Below are 24,292 nucleotides of genomic sequence, written 5' to 3'. Positions count from 1 at the left end.
GTGCTGGCTTAGAAAGGCATCTTGAAGCCGGCTGGCAAGCCGGGGATGTTCATGCCGGCGGTCATGCCGCTCATTTTCTCGGCCGAGGTGGCTTCCGCCTTGCGCACGGCGTCGTTGAAGGCGGCGGCGACCAGGTCTTCCAGCATGTCCTTGTCGTCGGCCAGCAGCGACGGGTCGATCGACACGCGCTTGACGTCGTTCTTGCAGGTCATCACGATCTTGACCAGGCCGGCGCCCGACTGGCCTTCGACTTCGATATTGGCCAGCTCGTCCTGCGCCTTTTTCATATTGTCCTGCATGGCCTGGGCTTGCTTCATCAAGCCTGCGATTTGGTTCTTCATCATGATAGGTCTCTCCGTGTTGAAATAGTAAGGGGAATCAGGCAGCCGGTGCCGCTTGCGGCTGCGGCGGCACGATGGACCCGGGCACTACCCAGGCATCGAACTCGGTCAGCATGCGGTTGACCAGCGGGTCGTTGGCGATAATTTCTTCGGCGGCCCGCTGGCAGGCAGCGCGGAACGCTTGCGCCTCGGCGCTGGCCGTGTACCAGACCGGGCCCAGCTCGGTATCGACACGCACCGCGCGCCCGAACCGCTCCGACAGCGCCGTGGTCAGTTTTTCGACATTGCCCGACGTGCGCCAGGTTTCGATCGGCACGCGCAGGTTGAACACCACGGCGTTGCCATCGCTGCTGCAATTGATCAGTTCGGCCTGCATGGCCAGTTGCTGCGCTACGCCGCGCAGCGGCAAGGCGGCAGCCACCGCCGGCCAGTTGCCGTCCCAGTCGAGCGCAGGCACAGGGGTGACCACGTAGGCGTACGGCGCCTTGAGCGGTCCCGCCGCCGCGCGGGCCGGCATGACGATTTGCTGCTCGTCGCCGTAAGTGGACGAAGGCGATGGCGCCGACGGTGGCAGCGATGAGGCGTAAGCAGTCGATGGCGGCGCCATCGGCGACGACAGCGCGGCAGGCATCGGCGCCGCGATGGCGCTGTCATCGGAAAACTCGGTGACCCACGACGGCATGTCGTCGTCGCTCGACTGTTCCTCGTGGTATTGCGGCGATGGCGACACCACGGGGGCAACTGGCGCAGCAGGCGCCACTGCTGCCTGGCGTGCCGGCGCTTCCAGTACGGCGGCGCCGCCACCAGCATCGTTCGGCGGCATGTCTTCCCACGGCGCCGGGCGCGCCGCAGTGACCGGACTGCCATGGCTGGCGGCCGGCGCCTGCGGCGGGACCGCTGCCGGCGCCATGGCACGCATATGCGGCGCTGGCGCGACAGCCGGGGTGGCGGCCGGGGCCGGAGCCTGTGCTGGCGCGGCTGCGGACGGTGCTGGCGCAGGCGGCTGCGCACGACTGCCACCGGGACGCGACGCGGCACGCGCTGCTTCCAGCGCGGCGTTGATCGCCGCCCGCGCCGGACTGACCGGACCGGACGGTGCCGGCGCGGCACTGGCGGCTGGCGCATGGCCAGGCGCCGGGGCCATGGCTGGCGCCGGCGCCCGTACCGGCATCGCCGGGGCTGGAACAGGAGCCGGGACCGGAACCGGGGCCGGAACCGGGACCGGCACCGACGGCGGCGCCTCGTTACGCGCCATGGCAGCCGCGCCGGCAATCACCGCCTGCGGCGTCACGCTGGCGTGGCTGGCCTGGATATTGGCAGCAGCCCGCGCCGGCGGCGTGCCGGCAGAACCAGCGCCGGCAGCAGCGCGCGCAGCCGCCACGCCGGCCGGGCGCGACATCGCCGGCGCAGCGGCAGGTTGTCCCTCGGCGCCGCCTACGCCGGGCCGAAAGGCCAGCATGCGCAGCAAGGTCATCGAGAAGCCAGCGTATTCGTCGGGCGCCAGGCCCAGTTCATTGCGGCCGTGCACGGCGATCTGGTAATACAGTTGCACTTCTTCCGCCTCGAACTGGCCGGCCAGGCGCACGATGTCGGCGTATTCGGGCAAGTCGTCGGGCAAGGCGGCAGGCACCGTTTGCGCCAGCGCGATGCGGTGCAACAAGGTACCGAGATCTTGCAGCGCGCCGTTATACGACAGGCTGCGCGTGGCCATTTCATCGGCCACGGCCAGCAGGTCGGCGCCGTCCTGCCTGGCCAGTGCGTCGAGCAGGCGGATCAGGTAGGACTGGTCGAGTGCGCCAAGCATGCCCTGCACCGCCTCGAGCGTCACTTCGCCGGCCGCGTAGGCGATGGCCTGGTCGGTCAGCGACAGCGCATCGCGCATCGAACCGTGCGCGCCGGCCGCCAGCAGGCGCAGGGCCGGCTGCTCGAACGTGATCTGTTCCTGGCCCAGGATGTTTTCCAGGTGGCTGATGATGTGGCCGGGCGGCATCTGCTTGAGGTTGAACTGCAGGCAACGCGACAGCACCGTCACCGGGATTTTTTGCGGGTCGGTGGTGGCCAGGATGAACTTGACGTGTTCTGGCGGCTCTTCCAGCGTCTTGAGCATGGCATTGAACGCGTGGTTGGTGAGCATGTGCACCTCGTCGATCATATAGACCTTGAAGCGGGCATTGCTCGGCGCATACACCGCCTGTTCCAGCAACTGCGCCATCTCGTCCACGCCGCGATTCGATGCCGCATCCATCTCGATATAGTCGACAAAGCGGCCGGCGTCGATTGCCGTGCACGCCTCGCACACGCCGCACGGGGTGGCGGTGATGCCGCCGTTACCGTCCGGGCCGATGCAGTTGAGCGACTTGGCCAGGATGCGCGAGAGCGTGGTCTTGCCGACGCCGCGGGTACCGGTGAACAGGTAGGCGTGGTGCAGGCGACCGCTGTGCAGCGCGTGCGTGAGCGCGCGCACGACGTGCTCCTGGCCGACGAGCGTTTCGAAGTTCTTGGGACGGTATTTACGGGCGAGGACTTGATAGGACATACTAAGATTTTACCGTAGATAGCGATTACTAAGCGCGAAGCGGCAATTGTAGCAACTTGGGGCCAGCTTGGGCCAGATTAGATATGGCGCCCGGTCGGCCAGCCGCCGCCCCCGTCGCCGTCCGATTCTCGCTTACAATTGTCCTTTCGCCCAACACAATCACCCATGAAGAAACTTGCCCTGCTGTCCCTGATGGCCTTGTCCACCATCGCCCTGCCCTCGCATGCCGCCGAGCGCGAGTGGGCCAACTACAAATCCATGGTCGAAGGCTTGCGCATCGACCGCTTCTATTCGGTGCCGGCCGCCGAGCGCGACAAGATCAAGCTCTATATTAGTGTGAAGCCGGTCAACAAGGAGATCAAGCCGCAGGACGTGGTGCTCATCGTGGTCAACGGCGCCGAGCGCCAGACCCTGCCGCCGCTCACGCCCGAGTACCGGCTCGACTTCGGCGCGCCCAATCCGCGCTGGATGGACGGCACCACGCGCATCGTCACTACCCTGCCCGCCGGCGAAAAGTCGGCGATCGGCTACGAAGGCCTGGTGGTGCTGCCCGCCGGCCTGCAATGGAACTACGCCACCATCATGGGCAGCGTGGGCCAGATGAACAATGCGATCAATGCCATGGCCGGCGCCATGCGCTGGTTCGCACCGAGCGTGGAAGTGGTGGTATTCAAGTTTGCCAAGCCCGCGACGCTAAAGGTGGGCGCCACCGAGTACAAGACCAATGCGAAGCACATGATCATCCTGAAGCCGGAAGCGGCCTTGATGAAGGCAAATCCGTTGATGGTGGCGTCCGAACGGCCGCTGGAGGCGGAGTTGCGCGACGAGTAGTCGGCCACAGACGTCAAAAAAGCTGCCCTGCGGCAACTTAAGCACATGCAAATAAAGCTGTTCGAAAGCAGCTTAAGCCCATACAAAAAAAGCTGCCCAAGGGCAGCTTTTTTGCTGAATAAGGAGGCGAGCCTGATCTGCGGCACTTATGGTTAACGGCCGTGGCTGCTTCGTTCCCGACCTGACCAGGTTAGCCATGCCACAATGCGCAGGGGCCCGCCAGCAATCATTATAACCTACAGCCCCAGCTCCTGCCAAATACCATCCACGTGCGCTTTGACCTCCGGCGTCATGGTGATGGTGGTACCCCATTCGCGATTGGTTTCGCCCGGCCACTTGTTGGTGGCGTCGATGCCCATCTTGCTGCCCAGGCCGCTCACCGGCGAGGCGAAATCGAGGTAGTCGATCGGCGTGTGGTCCACCAGGGTGGTGTCGCGGGTGGGATCGACGCGGGTGGTAATCGCCCAGATCACCTCTTTCCAGTCGCGCACGTTCACATCCTCGTCCACCACCACGATGAACTTGGTGTACATGAACTGGCGCAGGAAGCTCCACACCCCGAACATCACGCGCTTGGCGTGGCCTGCGTACTGTTTCTTGATCTGCACCACCGCCATGCGGTAGCTGCACCCCTCGGGCGGCAGGTAGAAATCGGTGATTTCGCTGAACTGCTTTTGCAGCAGCGGAATGAACACCTCGTTCAGGGCCAGGCCCAGCACGGCCGGCTCGTCGGGCGGTTTGCCGGTGTAGGTGGAGTGGTAGATCGGATCGCGGCGCATGGTGATGCGGTCGATGGTAAACACCGGGAAGCTGTCCTGCTCGTTGTAATAGCCGGTATGGTCGCCGTACGGACCTTCGAGCGCATGCTCGTATCCGGACGGATGGTTTTCGTCCGGGTAGATATGCCCTTCGAGCACGATTTCAGCCGAGGCGGGCACCCGCAACTCGCTGCCGATCGCCTTGACCAGTTCGGTGCGGCTGCCGCGCAGCAAGCCCGCGAACTGGTATTCCGACAGGCTGTCGGGCACCGGCGTGACCGCCCCTAATATAGTAGCGGGATCGGCGCCGAGCGCCACGCACACGGGATACGGTTTGCCCTTGTTCTGCAAGGCGTGCTCGCGGAAATCGAGGGCGCCGCCGCGGTGCGCCAGCCAGCGCATGATGACCTTGTTCGGTCCCAGAACTTGCTGGCGATAAATGCCGAGGTTCTGGCGCTTTTTGTTCGGTCCCTTGGTGATCACCAGGCCCCAGGTGATCAGCGGCGCGATGTCGCCAGGCCAGCAATGCTGGATCGGCAACTTGGCCAGGTCAACGTCGGCCCCTTCCCACACGATGTCGTGGCACGGCGCGCCGCGCAACTCTTTCGGCGCCATGTCCCACACTGCCTTGACCAGCGAGCCCATGCCCATCAGATCCTTGAAACCTTTCGGCGGTTCCGGCTCCTTCAGGCGCGCCAGCACGTGGCCGATCTTGCGCAATTCGCCGACATCGTCGGCGCCCATGCCCAGCGCCACCCGGCGCGGCGTACCAAACAGATTTGTCAAGACCGGCATGCTGTGGCCGGTGGGATTTTTGAAGAGCAAGGCCGGCCCGCCGGCACGCAAAACGCGGTCCGAGACCTCGGTCATCTCTAAATGCGGGGAAACAGGCGTCAAAATGGACTTAATTTCGTCCATTCGTTGCAACTGAGAAAGAAAATCGCGCAGATCGGTATATTTCATCGTTTTTTAATATTTTCTTACAATCGGGTGCACTGTTTAAAAATACAGTTCAAGTGGTTGATTTTATTGGTTTTCTAGCGCACACATGGCAAAAAGCTAGATTTAAAAGTTATAGCTTTCAATTGCGTTAGTATTGACTTGATATAATACCGCCCCTACAATCTGCCCTACTTGAAGAGAACACCGCCTCCGGGCTCGTAGCGACCGCAAAGTGTCCCAACGAAGTTGTTGCTCATTCATTCACGGAGTCGGGGCTCCACATGACATTTTAAGGAGTGTTTTCAAAAGGCGTCTGCCTTACCCCCGAAAGAGGTTGTATTGCAACTGATCCACTCCCACTGCGAGGGATCAGCTCAAGCAAGCAATTACGGCGTCCATGCCCGCACCCACAGTGCGATGGACGGTGATATTTCTGATGCACGGCATGAGCACCCCAACGGGCTGCGTATTTCTTTATGTCATACGCTGGCAGGGACCCGCTTTTACGGCATTTCAGAGGGGAACTCTATGATTAATCGCTTCACCGGTGCTTCCGCATTTGCCAGCACCATCCTGGCTCGCCAGCCAGCGGCGTGGTTGTCCAACACCCGCATTTCGGCCAAGGGCGTGTTGACCACCGCCCAGCACACTTTGACCATTCTTGGTGTGACCGCTCTGGTTGTTATGGCAGTATTGTTTTTCCGTCCCGACCTGGCTAAATCGCTGAGCGACAGCCTGAACCCGGTTCCTGAAGCCGAGCCGATCAGCCTGGTGGCGCCACCGCTGTCGGCCCTGATGGACGCTCCAGCGCCCGCCGCAACGACTGCGGCCGGCGCTTCGTCCCAGTTGTCGGCCGAAGAGAAAGCCCTGCTGGGCACCCAGAAGCAGCAACGCTGGGTGACCGACTGGCTGTCCAAGCGTTATCGCGTGGCGGGCGACGCCACCAATATGCTGGTGTCCACCGCCTACCTGACGGCCCGTGAGATCAAGCTCGACCCGCTGCTGATCCTGGCCGTGATGGCCATCGAATCGGGCCTGAACCCGTTCGCGGAAAGCCCGATGGGCGCGCAAGGCCTGATGCAGGTAATGTCCAAGGTGCACCATGAACGGTTCCAGGAAATGGGCGGCCTGCAAGCGGCGCTCAACCCGGTCGCCAACATCCGCGTCGGCTCGCTGATCCTCAAGGATTACGTCACCCGTGGCGGTTCGGTGGAAGCCGGCCTGAAAAGCTATGTCGGTGCAGCCGCATTCGCCCACGATGACGGTTACGGCGCCAAGGTGCTGGCCGAGTATCAACGCCTGAAACAGGTATCGAGCGGTAAAAAGGTGCCAACCATCACCCCGGTGATGGCGCAATCGAAGCCAGCGCCGAAAGCGGAAACGCCAGCGGCACCGGCCGCCTCGGCTGCCGACACGCAGATCGCTGGCCTTTAATATATAGAGTGCCTAAAAAAATGGCCGGGTCCTGTGGGGGACCCGGCCATTTTTTATGGGCAAAGTGATTACGGCTTGACCGCCACCAGGTTGATCAGGGTTTCCTCGCGCACCGCCTTGGGCTTGATGCGCAAGGCAGTTTCCAGTAGCCCCAGGTCTTCCCTGCTCCACCACAGGAACGGATATGACACCGCGCTGTCTGGCACCGAGAAACCGGCCGCGCGCACCAGCGCCAGGTATTCGGGTGCGGTTTTTTGCACGTCCATCGGGTGGGCGAACAGCAGGCGGATGATCCACGAGTGGATGTAGCGGCGGGTGGACTCGGCAAACAGCAGCACTCCGCCCGGCTTGAGCACGCGGAAAAATTCCTCGATGGCCTTTTTCTGGTCGATCAGGTGGTGGAAGGTCTGGTGGCAAAACAGCAGATCCACCGAATTGTCGGGCAGCGCGATATTGGAACTCGAGCAGCAAATGAATTCGGCGTTGATGCCGGCGGCCGCCACTTCCTTGCTCGACGCTTCGAGCATCTCCGGCTCGATATCCATGCCGATCAGGCGCGTTGGCGCAAAGCGCTGGTGCAGCTTGGGCAGCGAGCGCCCGTACCCGCAGCCCACGTCCGCCACCACCTCGAAACTGCGGCGGCCGGTTGCAGCCGTGGCAGGCATCAGTCGTTCGAGATCCTGCAAGGCGCGTTCGAGCACGTGAACGGTCCAGGTCTCGGTGCGCAGAAACCATTTGCCGAATGCCGTTTCCGGCACGTGCGGGTCGCCTGGCGGCTGCATCGTTTGTAAATTGGCGCTCATACTTTCCCTGTTTGGCTGTTTTGATATTGAAATTCGCTACGCTGCCAGCCGCGTACGGCTTGCGCGTCGATCACGTACAATGGCGGTCCTTCTTTGGTCGCTCCCCCTCGTCCGTGCCAGTACTCCGCATCCGTACACTGCTTGCCTTGCCACTCCTGCTGTCACTGTCGTGCCTGGGACTGGGTGCGGCTGCGCAAAACGCTGTGGCACCAGCGACAACGATAACGACAACACCGGCACCAATTCGCTTCCTGCTCTCCTTTGACGATGGCCCGGCCGCCGCGTCCAGCGGCAACTCCACCGTGCGCATCCTCGAGACGCTGGCGCAGAACGGCCAGCAACCAGGCATCAAGGCGGTCTTCTTCACCCAGACCCGCGCATGGCACGGCGGCGGCACCGACGTGGGCCGCGCCCTGATCCGGCGCGAACACGACGACGGCCACCTGGTGGCCCTGCACAGCGCCACCACCTTCCATTCCAACCACCGCTTCATGAGCGGCCAGGCGCTCGACGAATCGATGCAGGACGGCGTGGCAGACCTGCTGGCCATTACCGGCGTGCCGCCGTCCCTGGTGCGCCCGCCGTTCTGGGCCTACAACGCCGACACCCTGCTCACGTATCACGCCTACGGCCTGCAGATGCTGCTCACCGACCTCAATGCCAACGACGGCAAGATCTACGGCATCAACTGGAGCTGGCACAAGCGCGCCAATATGCTCAAGCACCTGGCCGAGACGCGCGTGCGCTGGGCCGCCGGCCGCATGCCGGAAGTCGATGGCGCCACACCGGTGGTCGTGACCTTCCACGACGTCAATACCTATACCGCGCGCCACCTCGAGGAATACCTCGAAATCCTGGTGGACGTGGCGCGCGAACTCGATGTGCCGCTGGCGGCCAGGCCGTTTTACGACAACCGCGAAGAACTCGAACGCGCCGCATTGGCCAGCACCGTGGCCGACGCCGCATCGCGGCCGCAACTGCCGGGCTTCTGGAACTGGCTCTGGCAATAAGGCTTCACGTCAGCACCACCAGCTCGATCCCGGGCGCTTCATCGAGCCGGCGCGCGCTGCACACCACCACCGACAACTCGTCGTGCGCGATCGCCACGCAGTGGCCCTCGGCGCCCAGCTTGAAGCGCGCTTCCTTTTCACTCCAGGAGCGATAAAAGCCATCGACGCGTTGCGCGGCGGGCAGCGCCTGCCACCGGGCGATCTCCTGCGCATCGAACGCCTGCGCAGCCAGCGCGTCGAGATCGCGGCTGGTGTCGAGCAGTTCGATATCGAGCCCCAGCCGGGTATGGGCGCTGACCGCGCAAGCGACCCAGCGGCCGCTGTGCGAAATCGAAAACCCGCCCTCGAATCCATTGACGGCCGGCGCAGGGGCAGCGAGCAGCGGCGGGCCAGACACCTGCTCGTCCAAGACGACCGCCTGCGCCGGCACGTTCAGCACCTGTCCCAACGCCATGCGCGCCAGCACCCGGCCGATGACGAACTGGCGCAGGCGCTGCGCGCGCGCAAAGCGCTGGCAACGCGCCTGCTCGCCCGGCGCCAGCCACTCGCGCCAGCGCGGCAGGTCGGCGTCGGGCACGGCGTCGGCATCGACCATGAGCAAGCTGGCGGTGGTCATCGACGCCTTACTTGGCCAGCTTGACGAAGTCGGCCTTGAGCGCCACGCCGGCCATGATGGCGCCGTCGGCGCATTCATATTCGGTCACGCTGGAAAATTCCTGGTCCTTGAAGTTGGAGACGATGTTCACCACCGCATCGGCGCCCAGTTCGTTGGCGCGCTTTTGCAGCGCCAGCATCGCCGACAGGAATACCCACTGGCATGCCGTGTCGGTCGATTTGTTAAAGCCGTTGGTACGCTGGCTGGTCTTGTCGGTAGCGATCACGGTGGCGACTTTCGGCGTCTTCTGGCTGCCGAAATAAAACTTCACCGTGTCGCCCAGGCGCTGCTGGGCGTTGTTGGCGGCCAGCGCATCGGCGATCGGCAGCTTGACCATGGTGTCGGCGGCAAATGCGTTAACCGACGTGGCGGACGACGCGACCAGCAGTGCGGCGATGGCAAACATTTTTTTCATGATTAACCCTTTCTATTTGTCGTAGCGTTTGAAAATCAGGGAGGTGTTGATACCGCCAAAGGCGAAGTTATTCGACATCACATACTCGCATTGCAGCGCACGGCCCACGCCGGCGATGTAGTCCAGTTGCGCGCACTCGGGGTCCAGCTGGTCGAGGTTGATGGTGGGCGCGAACCAGCCCTCGCGCATCATCTCGATGCTGATCCACGCTTCCAGCGCGCCGCACGCGCCCAGCGTGTGGCCCATGTAGCTTTTCAGTGAACTGATCGGCGTGTTCGCGCCGAACACCGCCAGCGTGGCCTGCGATTCGGCGATATCGCCCTGCTGGGTGCCGGTGCCGTGGGCGTTGATGTAGCCGATGTCGTGCGGTTGCAGGCCGGCGTCGCGCAGCGCCAGGCGCATGGCCGTTTGCATGGTGACCGCATTCGGCTGCGTGACGTGGCAGCCGTCGCTGTTGGTGCCGAAGCCCACCAGTTCGGCATAGATGGCGGCGCCGCGCTGCTGCGCGTGTTCCAGGTCTTCGACAATCAGGCAGCCGGCGCCCTCGCCGATCACCAGGCCGTCGCGGCCCGCGTCGAACGGGCGTGGCGTGGTGTGGCCGGCATCGTTGCGGGTGCTGGTGGCAAACAGCGTGTCGAATACCGCCGCTTCGGTCGCGCACAGTTCCTCGGCGCCGCCGGCCACCATCGCCAGCTGCTTGCCGGCGCGGATCGCCTCGTAGGCGTAGCCGATGCCCTGGCTGCCCGAGGTGCACGCGCTCGACGTGGTGATTACCCGGCCCGTGATGCCGAAGAAGACGCCGATATTGACCGGCGCCGTGTGCGACATCATCTTGATGTACGTGGTGGCGTTGATGCCCTTGGTGGTGCGCTCCTCCATCATGCGGCCAAAGTCGCCGATGGCGCTTGGCGTACCGGCGGACGAGCCGAACGACACCCCCATGTCGCCGCTTTGCAGCAGCGGGTGTTCGAGCAGGCCGGCGTCTTGCAGCGCCAGTTCGCTGGCGCGCGTGGCCATCAAGGCGACGCGGCCCATGCTGCGGATGGCCTTGCGGTTGTAGCGCGGCGTGAGCTCGAACGGCGCAGCGGGCGCGCCCAGGCGGGTGTTCAAGCCTTCGTAGTCCTCCCAGTCGGCCATGCGCACCACGGCGTTGCGGTACTCGCCCAGGCGCGCGCGGATAGTGGCCCAGTCGTTGCCGATCGGGCTGATGCCGGCCATGCCGGTGACAGCGACGCGGCGGCTCATGCCAGGCCGCCGTTGACGGAGATGACCTGGCGGGTGATGTAGCCCGCTTCCTCGCCGATCAGGAAACTGACGGCGGCAGCCACCTCTTCCGGCTTGCCCACGCGGCGCGCGGGAATCATCTTGAGCGCTTCGTCCAGCGGCACATCGCCGATCATGTCGGTCTCGATCAGCCCAGGCGCCACGCAGTTGACGGTGATGGCGCGCTTGGCCAGCTCCAGCGCCAGCGCCTTGGTGGCGCCGATGATGCCGGCCTTGGCGGCGCTGTAATTGACCTGTCCGCGGTTACCGACAAGTCCCGACACCGACGCGAGGGTGACGATGCGCCCCGGTTTGCGGCGCTGGACCAGCGGCATGACCAAGGGATTGAGCACGTTGTAGAAGCCATCGAGATTGGTTTGCAGGACGATGTCCCAGTCCTCGCCCGACATGGCGGGGAACGCATTGTCACGGGCCACGCCGGCGTTGCACACCACGCCGTAGTAGCAGCCGTGTTCCGCGATATCGGCTTCGAGCGCAGCGGCGGTGGCGGCGCGGTTGCCGATATCGAACTGCAGCACGCGGGCGGCGCGGCCCATGGCCGCGATGTCGGCGGCCACGGCGTCGGCTTCGGCCCGCTGGCTGCGGCAATGGAGCACCACGTCGTAACCGTCGCGCGCCAGGCGCAGCGCGATCGCCTTGCCAATGCCGCGCGACGAACCCGTGACCAGCACGCTCATGGACTTATTCTGATTCATCCTGCTTTTCCATCTTCGAGAAATTGATTGACATTATCGGGCTGGAACACCGTCACCGTGGCGGTGGCCAGGGCCGGCGCACCTCGACCGGCATCGGCTGCATCGATCCTGCAGTCAAACGCGCCCAGCCCGTTTTCGCCTTGCAGCACGCGGTGCACATGCACGCGCAGCACGCTGCCCGGTACAAAATACGGCACGGCGGCCTGGTATTTGCGCGAACCAAGCAGGAAGCCGACCTTCACCGCCTCGTCGCGCCGCAGCGCTTTCCAGCCCGCGTGCGCGGCAATCGCCTGCGCCATGTATTCGATGCCCGCCCAGGCGCCCACGCCGTCGCCGGTGGCCAGCATGCTGCCGGCGTGGATGCGCACCTCGGCGCACAGGTTGTCGTCGTCCGCGCTCACCACGCGGTCGAGCAGCACCATGGCGCCCGAGTGCGGCAGCAGGTCGCGAACCGGTGGCAGCGGTGGCAGCGGTGGCAGCATCATGACACGCGCCCCAGCAGCAGCGCCGCGTTGGAGCCGCCAAAGGCGAAGGAGCTGCTCAGCACCCGCCGCAGCGGCCGGCCCAGCGCCGCGCCGGGCGCCACCAGGTTCAGGCGCGGCAGCTCGGGATCGGGCACGCCGTCCCACAGGTGCGGCGGCAAACGGCCTTGCTGGTTATCGTCCTGCATCACCAGCCAGCATAGCGCCGCTTCGATGGCGGCCGCCGCGCCCAGCGTGTGGCCGGTGAACGGTTTGGTCGAACTGACCGGCACCTCGGTGCCGAACAGCGCAGCGATCACGCGCGACTCCATGGCGTCGTTCTGCGGCGTGGCCGTGCCATGCATATTGATGTAATCGATCTCGCTGGCGGCAATGCCGGCACGCTGCAAGGCCTGCGTCATCGCCAGCGCGGCGCCGGCGCCGGTCGGATCGGGTGCGGACATATGATGGCCGTCGGACGATTCGCCCCAGCCCATCAGGGCAACCGAAGTGTCGTCGTCTGCCTCGGCAGTCATCAGGAACAGCGCCGCCCCCTCGCCGATATTGATGCCGTGGCGGTTGGCGCTCATCGGGTTGCACGGCGCCGCGCTCACCGATTCGAGCGACGCGAAACCGGCCACCGTAAACGTGCACAGCGAGTCGGCGCCGCCGGTCACCACGGCGTCGCACAAGCCCATCTTGATCAGGCGCGCGGCGCTGGCCATGGCCTTGGCGCTGGACGAACAGGCGCTCGAATGCGCATACGCCGGTCCGGCCACGCCCAGTTCGTGCGCCAGCATGACGGCCGGCGAACCCATTTCCTGGCGGTCGTACTGGAAGTCGGCGGGCAGCGCGCCCTCGATGGCATAGGTGCGGATCGCGTGCTCGGTCTCGCCGATGCCCGAGGTGCTGGTGCCGATCACCACGCCCACGCGGTCGGCGCCGTGGCGCGCGATGGCCGCATCGACTGCCGGACGGATTTGCGCCAGCGCGGCCAGCACCAGCGCATTGTTTCGGCTTTGCAGGGCCGGCGGCAGGTGGCCCATCGACGGCAGTTCGGTCAGCACCCGGCCCAGCGGCAGCTCGCGGTCGAGCGTCCAGGCGCGGGTGGGCGCCACGCCCGGTTCGCCCGCGAACAGGCGCGCCCCCACCTGCGCGTGGCCGGCGCCCAGTGCGCAAACGATGCCGCAGGCGTTAAGGTAGTAATTCGACATGTGTTTCAATCAATCGGCGGCAAACTGAATGGTGAGCTTATAGTGATATCGCAGGTTTTCCAAGACCACCGTGCCACTCCAGCGTGGCTGACCGCTGTAGACTATTTTCATGATAGCTTCGTCATCGAGATACAGCGTGCGGGTGACGCCCTGCTCGGCAATACGCCAGCCGGCCGGCAGCGCGGCCGCCACCGCCTCGGCCGGCCACAACGTCAGTTGCATGTCTTCCAGCACATCCTCGGCCTTGACCTGCGACGGCAGCATGATATGGCGCCACGACGTCAGTTCCTTGCCGTCGTAATGCAGGGTGAGCACGCGCTGGCCCATGGCCAGGCCGACCACGTCGATCGCGTCCGGCTCCACTTGCAGTGCCACGTCCATGTCGTCGGTACGGCCGGCCCGTTCGACTTTCAAGTGCTGCTGCACGCTGATCGACGCGCCCAGCGCGGCGGGCGGCAGCTTCAATCCCAGGCGGGCCTGCGGCGGCGGCGCGGTGGTGGCGCAGCCAGCCAATACCAGTGCCGCCAGCAACGCTGCGGCTTTGTGCATCAACCCGCGCATACCGCCTCCAGCGCCGCCAGCCGGCGCGGCGTCTCTTTCACGTAGGGGTTGGTCAGGTCCCACGCGTAACCGGCCAGGATCGACGCGATCATGCGCTTGATTTCCGGGCGCTGCTCCTGGTGGAAGATGATGGTCTGGAAGCCGCCCGCGTACCACGATTCGACAAAGGCGCGGAAGGTATCGACACCCTTGCGCAGCGGCGCGCCGTAATCGGCCTGCCAGTCCACGGTTTCACCGGCGAACTGGCGCTGCAAGGCGGCTGCCGCCAGGCTGGCCGACTTGAAGGCGATGGTGACGCCCGACGAGAAGACCGGATCGAGGAACTCGCCGGCATTGCCGAGCAGGGCGTAACCCTCGCCCCACAGCTTATCGACGTTGGCCGAATAGCCGGTGATCTGGCGCGCCGGCGTATCCCACACGGCGTGGGCCAGCAGCGCATGCAGCGACGGTTCTTCCGCGATGATCGCCTGCAGCCGCGCGGTGGGCGTGCCCTGGTACTGTTCGAGGAAGCTGGTTTCGGCCACCACGCCCTGCGAGCATCGCCCGCCGGCAAACGGGATAGTCCAGAACCACACGTTGCAATGCCTGGGGTGAACCGTCACGCGGATCTTGTTGCGGTCGAAGTGGGCGCCCCGGATGCCGTCTTCCACGTGGGTGAAGATGGCGCCGCGCACCGGAAAATTCGATGGCATTTCGAGCTTGAGCAGGCGTGGCAGGATGCGCCCGAAACCGCTGGCGTCGAGGATGAAGCCAGCGTGCACTTGGTACTGAGCGCCGTCCGGCTTTTTGACGGTGACCAGCGCCGGTGCGCCATCCTGCCCCAGCACGATGTCGAGCACCTCGTGGCGGTAGCGCACCTCGGCGCCAAAGCGCTCGGCCTCTTTCGCCAGGATATGGTCGAAGTGGGCGCGCTGCACCTGGTACGTGGTGCCCCACCCTTTGGAATGCTTGTCGCGGAAATCGAAGTCGGTGTAGCAGCCGTCGCGCATGAAGGCGGCGCCGTTCTTGAACTGGAAGCCCGCCTCCACCACCGCTTGCAGCATGCCGGCCTGCTCGAGGTACTCCATGCTTTGCGGGAGCAGGCTTTCGCCGATCGAAAAGCGCGGGAACTCTTCGCGCTCGATCACCAGCACCTGGCGGCCCTGCTGGCGCAACAGCGCGGCGGCGACGGAACCGGCCGGGCCGGCGCCGACGATCAGGATTTCTACGGATTCAGGCTGCACGCCGTTCATCGCGCAGCTTATCAATGCATCAGACATGTTTGCTCTCGGAGGTGGTGGTGGTACCGAAACAGGGAACGATCAGCCAGACCAGCGCCGTCCCCAGCAGCATGGTCAGGCCGAACGCCTGCAAGGCCGGGGTATGGCTCAGGCCCAGCAGGCCAAACGACAAGATGGTATTGGCGGCCGACATGCCCACTGCCAGCCACGGCGTGTGGTCGCGCCGGTCCGGGTGTTCCTGCATGAAGATGCCGTAATCGACGCCCACGCCCAGCAGCAGCATCAGTGCCAGCACATGGAACAGTTGCAGGTTTTGCGAGGCAAAACCGAGGATCGCCAGCGCGGCGATGCTGGCGATTGCCGTGGGCGCCAGTACGCGCCAGGTACGGCCGCGATAGCGCGGGAACAGCAGCACGAACACCACCGCGTACGCGCCCAGCACCACCCAGCTCATGTTCACGCGATAGCGGCCCAGCACCGACGAAATCTCGGCCACCTTATCCACCCACTGCACGCCCTGCACGCCATCGGCCGCACGCATCACCTGCGGCACGGCGGCCATGCCAAGGCCGCGCAGCGCCACGATGCTGGCGTAGCCGCCGTCGATCTGGCCCAGCCACAGGTGGCGCCATGGCTCGCTGGCCGGCGTTTTGAGGAAGTCGTCCATCGCCAGCGGCGCGGCGGACGCCAGCAGGCCGGCGCGGGTGGCGGCGATCCACGCGGCGTCCTCGCCGGTCTCGCGCGCCAGTCCCTGCAAGGGGCCATCGTCGCCGAGCAGCTTTTGTTCGACCAGCGCGCGGCGCGCCGCTTGCGTGGCGGCCGACGGCACCCAGTTCGACATGGCCTGGTAGCCGGAGATCTGCTTGCCGGCGATCAGCGGGTCGAGCCGCGCCTTCAGTTGTTCTTCGCGTTGCAGCACCTGCTCGGCCGACGGTGCGCGCACCAAGAAGTACTGCACCGGCGTGGGCGCGTCGAGCAGCTTGCTCAACTTGATCTGGTCGGCGATCAGGTGCTTCGGCGGATTTTGCAGCAGGCGGATATCGTCGTTGGCGCCCAGCCGGTTCACGCCGTAAGCGGTGGCCACCGCGAACACCAGCACCGCCACCAGCGTGGCGCGATTGAAGCGCAGCAGCGGCCAGGCGCGCAACGCGGCGCCGTAGCCGCGTACCAGCGCCCCGCTTCTCAACGTGCGGCTGCCAATCAGCGCCGGGAACCAGCACACCACCGTCAACCACGCGAACACCAGGCCCAGCGCCGAGAACACCGCCATCTGGCGCAGGCCCGGGAACGGCGTCAGCGCCAGTCCCATGTAGCCGATCACCGCCGCCAGCAGCGTGAAGCACAGGCCGGGCATCAGGCGCCGCAGCAGCGCGGGCGAATCGAGCTGTTCGCCGGCGGCCAGGCGGTTGCACAGGAAGTAGATGCCGTAGTCCTGCGCCACGCCGATCAGGCTGGCGCCAAACACCAGCGTCATCAGATGGATCTGGCCGAACAGCAGCCAGCATACCGACAGCGCGCCGAGGAACCCCACGCCGATCGACAGCAGGATCAGCGAAATCGGCTTGAACGAGTGGAACGCAAACCACATCAGCGCGATGATGCCCAGCAGCGAGCCGATGCCGATGGTGGACACCTCGCCGCTGGCCTGGGCGCTGGCATTGGCCGCGTGCAGGATCACGCCGGCCTGGATCAATTCGACTTTCGGCGCGGCTTTGCGGGCAGCATCTGCGGCCTGTTGCAGCAGCGGCAGCACGGTTTCCTGCGCCGTCATCGACAGTGCCGGCACCTTCAACGTCAACGGCAGCAGCACATACTGTTTGTGCGCATCGGCCACGAACAAATGGCCGTCGCGCGGACGCACCGGGGTTTCCTGGGCGCGCTCCTGCACCCAGCCGCCGAACAAGCCGAACGGATCTTCCTGCCACGACCCGAGCTTGGGTCCGCCGAAGGGGCTGTACAGCTTGGCCAGCGCGGCGTCGAGCCAGTACTGCACGGGCTGCGTGCGCAGCTGCGCCTCCTGCTCGGCAGTGAGCAGGGTCAATCGATGCTGCTGGAAGACCGACAGCCAGTCGTTCTGGGTTTGCTCGTCGATGGCAGCGGCCGCGAATAAATCGCTGCGGGTGCCAAGCACCGCCTGGTATGCATCGGCTGCGCGTTTGGCATCGGTCCACTCTTCGGCGCCGACCAGCACGATCACGCGCTGCTGGGCCGCATCGACCATGTGCGCGAACGAGGCCTGCAACACCGGGTCGCGTTCCTGCACCGGCAGCAGCGCCATGATGTCGGTATCTGGCACGATGCGCTGCACCAGCCACAGGTAGGCGTTATGCCCGAGCAGCAGGCACACGGCCAGCGCCCACAGCGCCGCGAGTTGTCGGGTACGCGTCAAAACAGCGCCGCTTCCTCGGCGGTCAGCGCCGATTCACCGGTTTTGATGTCGGAGAAAACGATATTGGTGCGGTCGCCGCTGTTCTCGCTCATCACGATGTTTTTCACGTACGCGCCGCCTTCGAGCTTGATGGTGCCGATGGCCTTGTCCAGCGCCGCCTGCCTGGCCTTGAGCGACACGTTCCAGCTGGTGGCATCCACCGTGCCATCGACCTCGAACAGCGATTCGAGCTGCGCCAGGTCGCCCGAGAGCAGCGAGAACAGCACGTTGTTGATCATGCGCACGGTGGGTTCGGTCTTGGCGTCGAGCCGCATGGCCACGCGGTCGCCCTGGTAGTTGACGATTTCGTCGCGCGTCAGGCGCATCGTGCTCGGGAAGGGTTTGAGGGTACGCCACAACACGCCCTTGCCGGCCACCACGCAAAAGCGCCCATTGGAGGCCAGCGGCTTCTTCATGCCGGCCAGGGTCTTGGTCTGGTCGAAGCGGCCGCACATGATGGCCGGCTTGGCCAGCATGGCCTGGATTTTCGATACTTGTACCGCTGCTTGTGCCGGAACGGATGTCATGACCAGGGCAGTCACAGCCAGCGCGGCGCGTATCATTTTGCTTGCGTTCATACAGGTTCCAATCCGAGTTTTTCAAACAGCACCGGCGGCGACACGAAGCACATCTCTTTGGTCGCGATATCGACCGCCACCATGGTGGTGCTGGCACGGTTCAGGCGCTTGCCGGTGTCCGCGTCGGTGATCAGGTAATCGATCTTGAGGCGGTTTTCCCACTCGACGATATCGGCGCGCAGCTTGAGCTTCTGGCCGAATACGGCGGAGCCCACGTAGCGCAGCTGCATCTCGATCACGGGCCAGGCATAGCCGGACTCCTTCATCTGCGGGTAGTTGTAGTCGATCTTGTCGAGCAGCGCGCAGCGCACCACTTCCAGGTATTTTACGTAGCGACCGTGCCAGACGATTTCCATCGGATCGAGGTCGAAGAACTGCACCTGCATCTCCACTTCCGCAAACCAGCGGCTCTCTTTGGCCTTACGCATACAGGCTCCAGGCCTGGTCGCGGATACGGCCGATCAGGAGGCGCAGGTCCGGCTCCAGGCGGCGGTCTTCCACCACCGGCGCCACGTCCAGGCCCAGCGCTTCCTGCATCGCAGCCAGTTGCGACTGCGGCAGCACGTCGGGCGTCGCCTGGCAGCGCAGCCAGACGCCCTGGCGCACCGTGATCAGCAAGGCAGCCACCACCTGCTCGGTCAGTTCCAGCACGCGCAGGCAATCGCGCGCAGCGATGGTGCCCATGCTGACCTTGTCCTGGTTGTGGCACTCGGTCGAGCGCGAGAACACCGACGCCGGCATGGTCAGCTTCAATGCTTCGGCGGTCCAGGCCGAAGCGCTGATTTGCAGCGCTTTGAGGCCGTGGTTGATCGGCGCGCGGTCGCCAGTGGCGCCGGACAGGTTGGCCGGCAGGCCGTGGTTGTAGCGGCTGTCCACCAGCAGCGCCATTTGCCGGTCCAGCAGGTCGGCCAGGTTGGCCACCGCGTTCTTCATGCCGTCCATGGCAAAGGCGATATGGCCACCGTAGAAATGGCCGCCATGCAGCACGCGTTCATTGTCGGCGTCGATCAGCGGATTGTCGTTGGCGCTGTTGAGTTCATTTTCGATCATGGTGCGGAACAGCGGCAGCGTATCGGCCAGCACGCCGATCACGTGCGGCGCGCAGCGGATCGAGTAGCGGTCCTGCAGGCGCTTGCCGTTGCGTTCCCACTCGGTGGTCGTCAGGTCGCTGCGCAGCCACGCCGCCACCTGTTGCATGCCGGCGTGCGGCTTGGCCGCGAACAGCACTTCGTCGAAGTGGTGGGCGTTGCCGTCCATCGCGAACGACGCCATGGCGGTGATGCGGGTGGACAGGCGCACCAGGTACTCGGCGCGGTCGTAGGCCAGGCAGGCCAGCGCGGTCATCACGGCCGTGCCGTTCATGATCGCCAGGCCCTCTTTCGGGCGCAGGCGCAGCGGCGTAATGCCCGCTTCCGCCAACGCCTGCGCTGCCGGCACCTGCACGCCGTCGCGCCACACTTCGCGCTCGCCGCACAGCACCGCCGCCAGGTAAGACAAGGGCGTCAAGTCGCCGCTGGCGCCTACCGATCCTTCGGACGGGATCAGCGGCAGCAGGCCGGCGTCGAGCAGGCGGGTGATTTGCAGCAGCAGCTCCACGCTCACGCCCGAGTAGCCCTTGGAAAGCGACGCCAGGCGCGAAGCCAGGATGGCCCGCGTTTGCGCCGGCGTGAAGTACTCGCCCAGGCCCACGCCGTGGTAGGTGTACAGGTGGTGTGGCAGTTCGGCCACCAGCGCGGGCGGTACGGTCACGGTGCACGAGTCGCCGTAGCCGGTCGTCACGCCGTAGATGGTGCCGTCTTCGCGCAGCAGGCGCTCGAGGAACTCGGCGCCGCGCGCGATGGCGCTGCGAAAGGCCGGATCGTCGGAGAGTACGGCGGTCGCACGGCCATGGGCGATATCGACGATGTCGTCGAGCGTGAGCCGCTCGCGGCTGAAGTGCACCGTGCGCGGCGATGGTTGAAGTCGGGCTGTGTCAGCGAGGTGCATCGGAAGATTCCAGTTCGGGTAAATGCCAAAAATCATAGAAGTTAAACCATTCCAGCGGCGCCTGCATCGCATGGTGTTCGAGCCGGCGCGCGTAGTCGCCGGCCAGTTCGGCCAGCGCGGCGTCGCGGTCCTTGCGCGGAATGCGCACGCGTTCGCGGAACGTTTCGAAATAGACGTGCGCGCGGCCACCGCGGCGCATGGAAAAAATCAGGTACACCGGGCATTGCAGGATGCCGGCCAGGATGTGCGGTCCAACCGGGAATGGCGCCGGCGCGCCGAGGAAATCGGCCACCGCCACGCGGGGATTGTGCGAGACCGGCACGCGGTCGCCGGCGATCACCACGAATTCGCCGCGCGCCACGCGCTCGGACAGCAGCATGGCGGTGGCCGGCGACATCTCGGTCACCTGCATCAGATTGAGACTGCTGTCGGGATTGAGGCTGGCCAGCATGTCGTTGAACGCCTGCGCGTGCTTGGTGTGCACCAGCACCGTGAGCTTGATGTCATGGCGCTGGCGCGACAGCACGCGGCACAGTTCCAGGTTGCCCAGGTGGGCGCAAATCATCAACCCGCCCTGCCCCGCCGCCACGGCGTCGGTAATCAGTTCGCCGCCGTGCAATTCCACGTCGTCCACCGGGTACAGGCCGCCCCACAACAGCATCTTGTCGAGGATGCTCTCGCCAAACGCAGCAAAGTGGCGCATCACGCCCGGCAGCTTGCGGCCCGTGTGCGCCTGCATGCGGTCGAGGTAGTCGCGCGAGGCGCGCCGTGGCAGCGGCTTGGTGAGTACGTACCACGCCAGCACCGGGTACAAGACGATGCGAAACGGCCAGCGGCCGAACACCCGGCATATCCAGAACAGAAAGCGCATGCCGGCGACGAAACTGATTTCGTTGATCGACGCCCAGTGCAGGCCGCGCGCGCTCATGCCGATTTCCACTTGCGCGCCAGCAGGCGTGGAATGCGCGGCACCATGCCGAAGAACAGCCTGGTGTGCATCCACGAGATCTGCACGTTGTCGCGCCACACGCGGAAATGCGAGACGCCATCGGCCGGGTAGCTGACCCGGGTGGGCACGTTGACCACCCGCGCGCCGTCCCAGAACAGGCGCACCAGGATGTCGGTGTCGAAGTTCATGCGCGCACCGATGTGCTGGCGCGCCACCAGCGCACTGACTGCGGCCACCGGGTAGACGCGAAAGCCGCACATGGAGTCGATGATGTCGAACGACAGCGTGTTGATCCACACCCAGATGTGGGTGGCGTAGCGCCCGTACAGGCGCGCCTTCGGCACCGATTCGTCATATACCGGGTGGCCGACGATGATGGCCTGCGGGTGCACCTTCGCCTGCGCCAGGAACATGGGCACGTCGCCGGTGCGGTGCTGGCCGTCGGCGTCGATTTGCAGCACATGCGTGTAGCCCAGTTGCGCCGCGCGCGCAAAGCCGGCCAGCACGGCGGCGCCCTTGCCCTGGTTGACGGCCAGGCGCACCAGCGTCACGCGCTGTGCATGCGCCAGCGCCAGTTGATCGAGTACCGCCGCGCAGCCGCTGTTACTGCCGTCATCGACCAGGATCACCGGCACACAATGCGCCAGCAGGCCATCGACGACGGTGGCGATCGCATGTTCGTGGTTATACACGGGGACCACGATGCAGGGATTGAACACGTCAGGCATTGCCATGCTCCCCCGCCAGCATGATGCGCCCGCTCGAATGCTGGCTACCGGCGGACACGTAGCGGAAATTCAGGCTGCCCTTGGCCGTGTCGTGCACCAGTTCGAGCTGCACCGTCATGTCCGGCCGCATCACCTGCTGGAACTTGAGCAGATTCACACCGGTGAAGTTCGGCGGCAGCGTGAAGTACTGGCGGCCGTAATGCAGCGCCCACTCCACCTGCACCACGCCCGGCAAGATGGACGCGACGTCGAAGTGGCCGTCGAAGTACAGCAGGTTGGCCGGGGCCGTGACTTCCAGCAGCACGCGTTGCTCGTCGCGTTCGAGTTCGCGCACGTGCGGGAAAATCGGTTGATGGACAGGCCGAGGGGCAGTTACCGGCGCCGGGGCGGCATCGAGCAACGCCTCCAGCGCTGCCAGCGTGGTCTTGCCCTGGGCGTTGACCGGCATGCGGTCGAGGTACCGCCAGCGGCGCGGCAAGGCCACCGCCGCCACGGTGGCCGCCAGCGCTGCGCGCAGGCGGTTGTTCAATGCCACCTTGCCTTCACGGGCCAGCAGTTCGGCGCCGGCAGCGGTAGGCACGACAAATGCCGCGATCCGCTGGCGGTCGCCAGCCGGCGCCACGGCCGCTTGCGCGCCAGCGAGCGCCGCGCCTGGCGCAGACGCCGCCGGTGTCACAGGCGTCGCCGGCATCGCTGGCATCGCTGGCATCGCTGGCATCGCCGACGCGGCATGCAATGCCGGCGTTGCAGCTGCCGGCTCGCACACGATCACGCGCGCCTCCGCCGCCAGGCCCGACGCCAGCAAGGCCGCCTCCATGGCGGTGAGCGACACCCGCTTTTCCTCGATCTTGACGATACGGTCGCTGCGCCCGCGCAGCACGAAACCGGCATCAGCGGCATCACCGGCCGGCGCAGCGCGGTCGGCCAGCACCAGCCAGCTGTCGTCGGGCAGGTGCGGCGAGCGTACTTCCAGCGCGCCGTCCTCGCCCAATTTCCAGGCCACGGTAGGGAATGCGCGCCAGGCGTCGTCATCGAGATGGGCGCGCTGGCGCCAGGCCACGCCGCCGGTCTCCGAGCTGCCATACACTTCCACCGGCACCTTGCCCAGCAAGGCGCCAGTGGCCAGCGCGGTGTCCGGCGCCAGCGGACCGCCGGACGAGAACACGGCGCGCAGGTTGCGCGCAGCGCCCGACCAGTCCAGGTGTTCGGGCAGACGCTTCAGGTGCGCCGGGCTGGCCACCAGCACGCAGGCGCCAAACGCCAGCGCCGGCGCCAGCTCTTCGTGGAAACCCAGGCTCAGCGCATGCACCATGCGCCCCGTGGTCAACGGCCACAGCACCTTGAACAGCAGGCCGTAGATATGCTGGTGCGACACTGTGGCCACGACCGCCGCGTCGCCGGCGGTGGCGCCGAACAGCACGTCGAGCGTGGCCACTTCGCTGGCAATCTGCGACAGTTTTTTGGGGATGGCCTGCGGTTCGCCGGTGCTGCCAGAGGTGAACACCACCAGCGCCGGCGCATCCGCATCGAGCGCGCCGGCTGGCAGCGCGCCCTCGTGTGCGGGGTTAGACTGGCCCGGCTGCAACGGCGCCAGCGCCGCCGGGTATTGGCCCAGGAAGCCATCGACGGAACCCCGCAACGCCGCGCACGTGGCGTCAAGCGTATCGGCGCCGAGCCAGATGGTTTTACCGGCATGCCAGGCGCCCAGCAGCGCCGCGCCGAAGTCGATGCTGTCGTCGAGGTACAAGGCAAAATTGGCGCCCGCTTGCGCGCGCAGCAATGCATGCCAGGCACCGGCACGGGCCAGGAAATCGGCAGTGGTCACCAGCGCGCCGGCGCGCCAGCCCACCGGGGCGGCAGCGGGCCGCGCTGCCAGGGCTGCGGCCAGGTTGTCGAGCGGCGTAGAAAACAGGTCAGACATGATGCAAGCGCTTGAACCTCAGGCGCACCAGGTATTCGGCGCCGAACAGGACGGCCATCAGCGCGTACGACACCACGCCCGTGTACAGCGACCACACAGCCTCGCTGGCCCACAGCGCCGTACCGAGCGCGATGGCGCCGTTAATGATGAAAAAGCCGCACCATACCTTGGTGACGGTGCGCATATACGCTTGCGCCGGCGGCGGGAAATCTTCGCCGCGCAGGCGCGCCATGCGCTCGACCGCCGACATCGGCGTAGTGAGGCTGTAGGCGAAGCCGCCCAGCATGGCGGCGCTCACCAGCACCGGATAGAGTTTGAGCGGCAGCAGCAGGTTGCTCCAGATGGCGCAGGCCACCAGCGCCAGCGCGCCGGCCACCGACCAGCGCGCAGCGCCCGACAGCCGCAGCGACGGCAGGCGCGTGACGGCGGCGGCCAGCAGCAGCATGGCCAGCCAGCGCGGCTCCACCTTGCCATGTCCGAGCCAGATCGCCAGCGGATACAGCAGCGTCAACGCCACTGTCAGTGCAGTCATCAACATCGGG

23 protein-coding genes and 1 other RNA gene are annotated in these 24,292 nt (G+C 65.6%); 3 read left to right on the top strand and 21 right to left on the bottom strand.

Annotated features, from left to right (window positions below):
- Nucleotides 1–8: 8 nt before the first annotated feature.
- Together SR858_RS06320 and dnaX are read right to left on the bottom strand one after the other, a co-directional pair.
- Nucleotides 9–344, bottom strand: coding sequence for a YbaB/EbfC family nucleoid-associated protein (locus SR858_RS06320; protein WP_019922569.1), 336 nt, complete (start codon nt 342–344; stop codon nt 9–11).
- A 34-nt stretch (nt 345–378) separates the two neighbouring features.
- On the bottom strand, nt 379–2,877 hold the full coding sequence (dnaX, locus tag SR858_RS06315) for a DNA polymerase III subunit gamma/tau (protein WP_019922570.1): 2,499 nt from the start codon (nt 2,875–2,877) through the stop codon (nt 379–381).
- Nucleotides 2,878–3,042: 165 nt separating this feature from the next.
- Here dnaX and SR858_RS06310 point away from each other — a divergent pair, with 165 nt between their 5' ends.
- Nucleotides 3,043–3,708: a hypothetical protein gene (locus tag SR858_RS06310; RefSeq protein WP_019922571.1), complete on the top strand. Its 666-nt coding sequence runs from the start codon at nt 3,043–3,045 to the stop codon at nt 3,706–3,708.
- A gap of 122 nt (nt 3,709–3,830) precedes the next feature.
- Here the strand turns inward: SR858_RS06310 and ffs are convergent.
- Nucleotides 3,831–3,929: signal recognition particle sRNA small type (ffs, locus tag SR858_RS06305), an RNA gene on the bottom strand.
- A 15-nt stretch (nt 3,930–3,944) separates the two neighbouring features.
- A complete protein-coding gene (gene ubiD, locus SR858_RS06300; protein ID WP_026637414.1) occupies nt 3,945–5,429 on the bottom strand; it encodes a 4-hydroxy-3-polyprenylbenzoate decarboxylase in 1,485 nt (494 codons plus the stop codon).
- A gap of 507 nt (nt 5,430–5,936) precedes the next feature.
- Here ubiD and SR858_RS06295 point away from each other — a divergent pair.
- On the top strand, nt 5,937–6,842 hold the full coding sequence (locus tag SR858_RS06295) for a lytic transglycosylase domain-containing protein (RefSeq protein ID WP_019922573.1): 906 nt from the start codon (nt 5,937–5,939) through the stop codon (nt 6,840–6,842).
- 68 nt (nt 6,843–6,910) lie between these two features.
- Here SR858_RS06295 and SR858_RS06290 read toward each other — a convergent pair whose 3' ends face one another.
- Nucleotides 6,911–7,645 carry a class I SAM-dependent methyltransferase gene (locus SR858_RS06290; protein WP_019922574.1) on the bottom strand — a complete coding sequence of 245 codons (735 nt, stop codon included), beginning with the start codon at nt 7,643–7,645 and terminating at the stop codon, nt 6,911–6,913.
- Nucleotides 7,646–7,848: 203 nt separating this feature from the next.
- Here SR858_RS06290 and SR858_RS06285 point away from each other — a divergent pair, with 203 nt between their 5' ends.
- The gene (locus SR858_RS06285) at nt 7,849–8,655 is read left to right on the top strand and encodes a polysaccharide deacetylase family protein (RefSeq protein ID WP_322534507.1); all 807 of its coding nucleotides are present in this window, start codon (nt 7,849–7,851) and stop codon (nt 8,653–8,655) included.
- Nucleotides 8,656–8,659: 4 nt separating this feature from the next.
- Here SR858_RS06285 and SR858_RS06280 read toward each other — a convergent pair whose 3' ends face one another.
- Genes SR858_RS06280 through SR858_RS06205 form a run of 16 tightly spaced genes read right to left on the bottom strand, consistent with a single transcriptional unit; the run spans nt 8,660 to nt 24,288 of the window.
- A complete protein-coding gene (locus SR858_RS06280; RefSeq protein WP_019922576.1) occupies nt 8,660–9,271 on the bottom strand; it encodes a 4'-phosphopantetheinyl transferase family protein in 612 nt (203 codons plus the stop codon).
- A 7-nt stretch (nt 9,272–9,278) separates the two neighbouring features.
- Nucleotides 9,279–9,725: a hypothetical protein gene (locus tag SR858_RS06275; protein ID WP_019922577.1), complete on the bottom strand. Its 447-nt coding sequence runs from the start codon at nt 9,723–9,725 to the stop codon at nt 9,279–9,281.
- A gap of 12 nt (nt 9,726–9,737) precedes the next feature.
- Nucleotides 9,738–10,970: a beta-ketoacyl-ACP synthase gene (locus SR858_RS06270; protein WP_019922578.1), complete on the bottom strand. Its 1,233-nt coding sequence runs from the start codon at nt 10,968–10,970 to the stop codon at nt 9,738–9,740.
- Complete coding sequence (locus tag SR858_RS06265; RefSeq protein ID WP_019922579.1) at nt 10,967–11,704, bottom strand: 3-ketoacyl-ACP reductase FabG2; 738 nt, start codon at nt 11,702–11,704, stop codon at nt 10,967–10,969. Before SR858_RS06265 ends, SR858_RS06270 begins: the two co-directional genes overlap by 4 nt.
- Nucleotides 11,701–12,189 carry an ApeP family dehydratase gene (locus SR858_RS06260; protein ID WP_019922580.1) on the bottom strand — a complete coding sequence of 163 codons (489 nt, stop codon included), beginning with the start codon at nt 12,187–12,189 and terminating at the stop codon, nt 11,701–11,703. The genes SR858_RS06265 and SR858_RS06260 overlap by 4 nt, the downstream gene beginning before the upstream one ends.
- Nucleotides 12,186–13,379 carry a beta-ketoacyl-ACP synthase gene (locus SR858_RS06255; RefSeq protein ID WP_019922581.1) on the bottom strand — a complete coding sequence of 398 codons (1,194 nt, stop codon included), beginning with the start codon at nt 13,377–13,379 and terminating at the stop codon, nt 12,186–12,188. The genes SR858_RS06260 and SR858_RS06255 overlap by 4 nt, the downstream gene beginning before the upstream one ends.
- Nucleotides 13,380–13,388: 9 nt before the next feature.
- The gene (locus tag SR858_RS06250; protein WP_322534506.1) at nt 13,389–13,928 is read right to left on the bottom strand and encodes a DUF3261 domain-containing protein; all 540 of its coding nucleotides are present in this window, start codon (nt 13,926–13,928) and stop codon (nt 13,389–13,391) included.
- Nucleotides 13,928–15,172, bottom strand: coding sequence for an NAD(P)/FAD-dependent oxidoreductase (locus tag SR858_RS06245; protein WP_019922583.1), 1,245 nt, complete (start codon nt 15,170–15,172; stop codon nt 13,928–13,930). The genes SR858_RS06250 and SR858_RS06245 overlap by 1 nt, the downstream gene beginning before the upstream one ends.
- Before the next feature lie 19 nt (nt 15,173–15,191).
- Nucleotides 15,192–17,549, bottom strand: coding sequence for an MMPL family transporter (locus tag SR858_RS06240; RefSeq protein ID WP_019922584.1), 2,358 nt, complete (start codon nt 17,547–17,549; stop codon nt 15,192–15,194).
- Nucleotides 17,546–18,166 carry an outer membrane lipoprotein carrier protein LolA gene (locus SR858_RS06235; RefSeq protein WP_019922585.1) on the bottom strand — a complete coding sequence of 207 codons (621 nt, stop codon included), beginning with the start codon at nt 18,164–18,166 and terminating at the stop codon, nt 17,546–17,548. The genes SR858_RS06240 and SR858_RS06235 overlap by 4 nt, the downstream gene beginning before the upstream one ends.
- Nucleotides 18,163–18,594 (bottom strand): acyl-CoA thioesterase, encoded by a 432-nt coding sequence (locus SR858_RS06230; RefSeq protein WP_019922586.1) that lies wholly within the window; start codon nt 18,592–18,594, stop codon nt 18,163–18,165. The genes SR858_RS06235 and SR858_RS06230 overlap by 4 nt, the downstream gene beginning before the upstream one ends.
- A complete protein-coding gene (locus SR858_RS06225) occupies nt 18,587–20,152 on the bottom strand; it encodes an HAL/PAL/TAL family ammonia-lyase (RefSeq protein ID WP_019922587.1) in 1,566 nt (521 codons plus the stop codon). Before SR858_RS06225 ends, SR858_RS06230 begins: the two co-directional genes overlap by 8 nt.
- Entirely contained in the window at nt 20,139–21,080 is a 942-nt protein-coding gene (locus SR858_RS06220; RefSeq protein WP_019922588.1) for an LpxL/LpxP family acyltransferase, read from the bottom strand. Before SR858_RS06220 ends, SR858_RS06225 begins: the two co-directional genes overlap by 14 nt.
- Complete coding sequence (locus SR858_RS06215; RefSeq protein WP_019922589.1) at nt 21,077–21,835, bottom strand: glycosyltransferase family 2 protein; 759 nt, start codon at nt 21,833–21,835, stop codon at nt 21,077–21,079. Before SR858_RS06215 ends, SR858_RS06220 begins: the two co-directional genes overlap by 4 nt.
- Nucleotides 21,822–23,750, bottom strand: coding sequence for an AMP-binding protein (locus tag SR858_RS06210; RefSeq protein ID WP_019922590.1), 1,929 nt, complete (start codon nt 23,748–23,750; stop codon nt 21,822–21,824). Before SR858_RS06210 ends, SR858_RS06215 begins: the two co-directional genes overlap by 14 nt.
- On the bottom strand, nt 23,743–24,288 hold the full coding sequence (locus tag SR858_RS06205; RefSeq protein ID WP_019922591.1) for a COG4648 family protein: 546 nt from the start codon (nt 24,286–24,288) through the stop codon (nt 23,743–23,745). Before SR858_RS06205 ends, SR858_RS06210 begins: the two co-directional genes overlap by 8 nt.
- Nucleotides 24,289–24,292 lie beyond the last annotated feature (4 nt).

Origin of the sequence: Duganella zoogloeoides (assembly GCF_034479515.1) — a bacterium.
GTDB lineage: Bacteria > Pseudomonadota > Gammaproteobacteria > Burkholderiales > Burkholderiaceae_D > Rugamonas > Rugamonas zoogloeoides.
Note: the sequence above shows the minus strand (reverse complement) of the source record. Positions and strands in the feature narration are given on the sequence as shown.

Excerpts from the sequence above, each read along its gene's own strand:
- SR858_RS06205 (WP_019922591.1), bottom strand. The coding sequence starts at position 24,288 with ATGTTGATGACTGCACTGACAGTGGCGTTGACGCTGCTGTATCCGCTG.
- dnaX (WP_019922570.1), bottom strand. The coding sequence starts at position 2,877 with ATGTCCTATCAAGTCCTCGCCCGTAAATACCGTCCCAAGAACTTCGAA.
- SR858_RS06320 (WP_019922569.1), bottom strand. The coding sequence starts at position 344 with ATGATGAAGAACCAAATCGCAGGCTTGATGAAGCAAGCCCAGGCCATG.
- SR858_RS06255 (WP_019922581.1), bottom strand. The coding sequence starts at position 13,379 with ATGTCGAATTACTACCTTAACGCCTGCGGCATCGTTTGCGCACTGGGC.
- SR858_RS06245 (WP_019922583.1), bottom strand. The coding sequence starts at position 15,172 with ATGAACGGCGTGCAGCCTGAATCCGTAGAAATCCTGATCGTCGGCGCC.
- SR858_RS06235 (WP_019922585.1), bottom strand. The coding sequence starts at position 18,166 with ATGAACGCAAGCAAAATGATACGCGCCGCGCTGGCTGTGACTGCCCTG.
- SR858_RS06310 (WP_019922571.1), top strand. The coding sequence starts at position 3,043 with ATGAAGAAACTTGCCCTGCTGTCCCTGATGGCCTTGTCCACCATCGCC.
- SR858_RS06250 (WP_322534506.1), bottom strand. The coding sequence starts at position 13,928 with ATGCACAAAGCCGCAGCGTTGCTGGCGGCACTGGTATTGGCTGGCTGC.
- SR858_RS06210 (WP_019922590.1), bottom strand. The coding sequence starts at position 23,750 with ATGTCTGACCTGTTTTCTACGCCGCTCGACAACCTGGCCGCAGCCCTG.
- SR858_RS06290 (WP_019922574.1), bottom strand. The coding sequence starts at position 7,645 with ATGAGCGCCAATTTACAAACGATGCAGCCGCCAGGCGACCCGCACGTG.
- SR858_RS06215 (WP_019922589.1), bottom strand. The coding sequence starts at position 21,835 with ATGGCAATGCCTGACGTGTTCAATCCCTGCATCGTGGTCCCCGTGTAT.
- SR858_RS06295 (WP_019922573.1), top strand. The coding sequence starts at position 5,937 with ATGATTAATCGCTTCACCGGTGCTTCCGCATTTGCCAGCACCATCCTG.
- SR858_RS06260 (WP_019922580.1), bottom strand. The coding sequence starts at position 12,189 with ATGATGCTGCCACCGCTGCCACCGCTGCCACCGGTTCGCGACCTGCTG.
- SR858_RS06275 (WP_019922577.1), bottom strand. The coding sequence starts at position 9,725 with ATGAAAAAAATGTTTGCCATCGCCGCACTGCTGGTCGCGTCGTCCGCC.
- SR858_RS06270 (WP_019922578.1), bottom strand. The coding sequence starts at position 10,970 with ATGAGCCGCCGCGTCGCTGTCACCGGCATGGCCGGCATCAGCCCGATC.
- SR858_RS06280 (WP_019922576.1), bottom strand. The coding sequence starts at position 9,271 with ATGACCACCGCCAGCTTGCTCATGGTCGATGCCGACGCCGTGCCCGAC.
- SR858_RS06220 (WP_019922588.1), bottom strand. The coding sequence starts at position 21,080 with ATGAGCGCGCGCGGCCTGCACTGGGCGTCGATCAACGAAATCAGTTTC.
- ubiD (WP_026637414.1), bottom strand. The coding sequence starts at position 5,429 with ATGAAATATACCGATCTGCGCGATTTTCTTTCTCAGTTGCAACGAATG.
- SR858_RS06265 (WP_019922579.1), bottom strand. The coding sequence starts at position 11,704 with ATGAATCAGAATAAGTCCATGAGCGTGCTGGTCACGGGTTCGTCGCGC.
- SR858_RS06230 (WP_019922586.1), bottom strand. The coding sequence starts at position 18,594 with ATGCGTAAGGCCAAAGAGAGCCGCTGGTTTGCGGAAGTGGAGATGCAG.
- SR858_RS06225 (WP_019922587.1), bottom strand. The coding sequence starts at position 20,152 with ATGCACCTCGCTGACACAGCCCGACTTCAACCATCGCCGCGCACGGTG.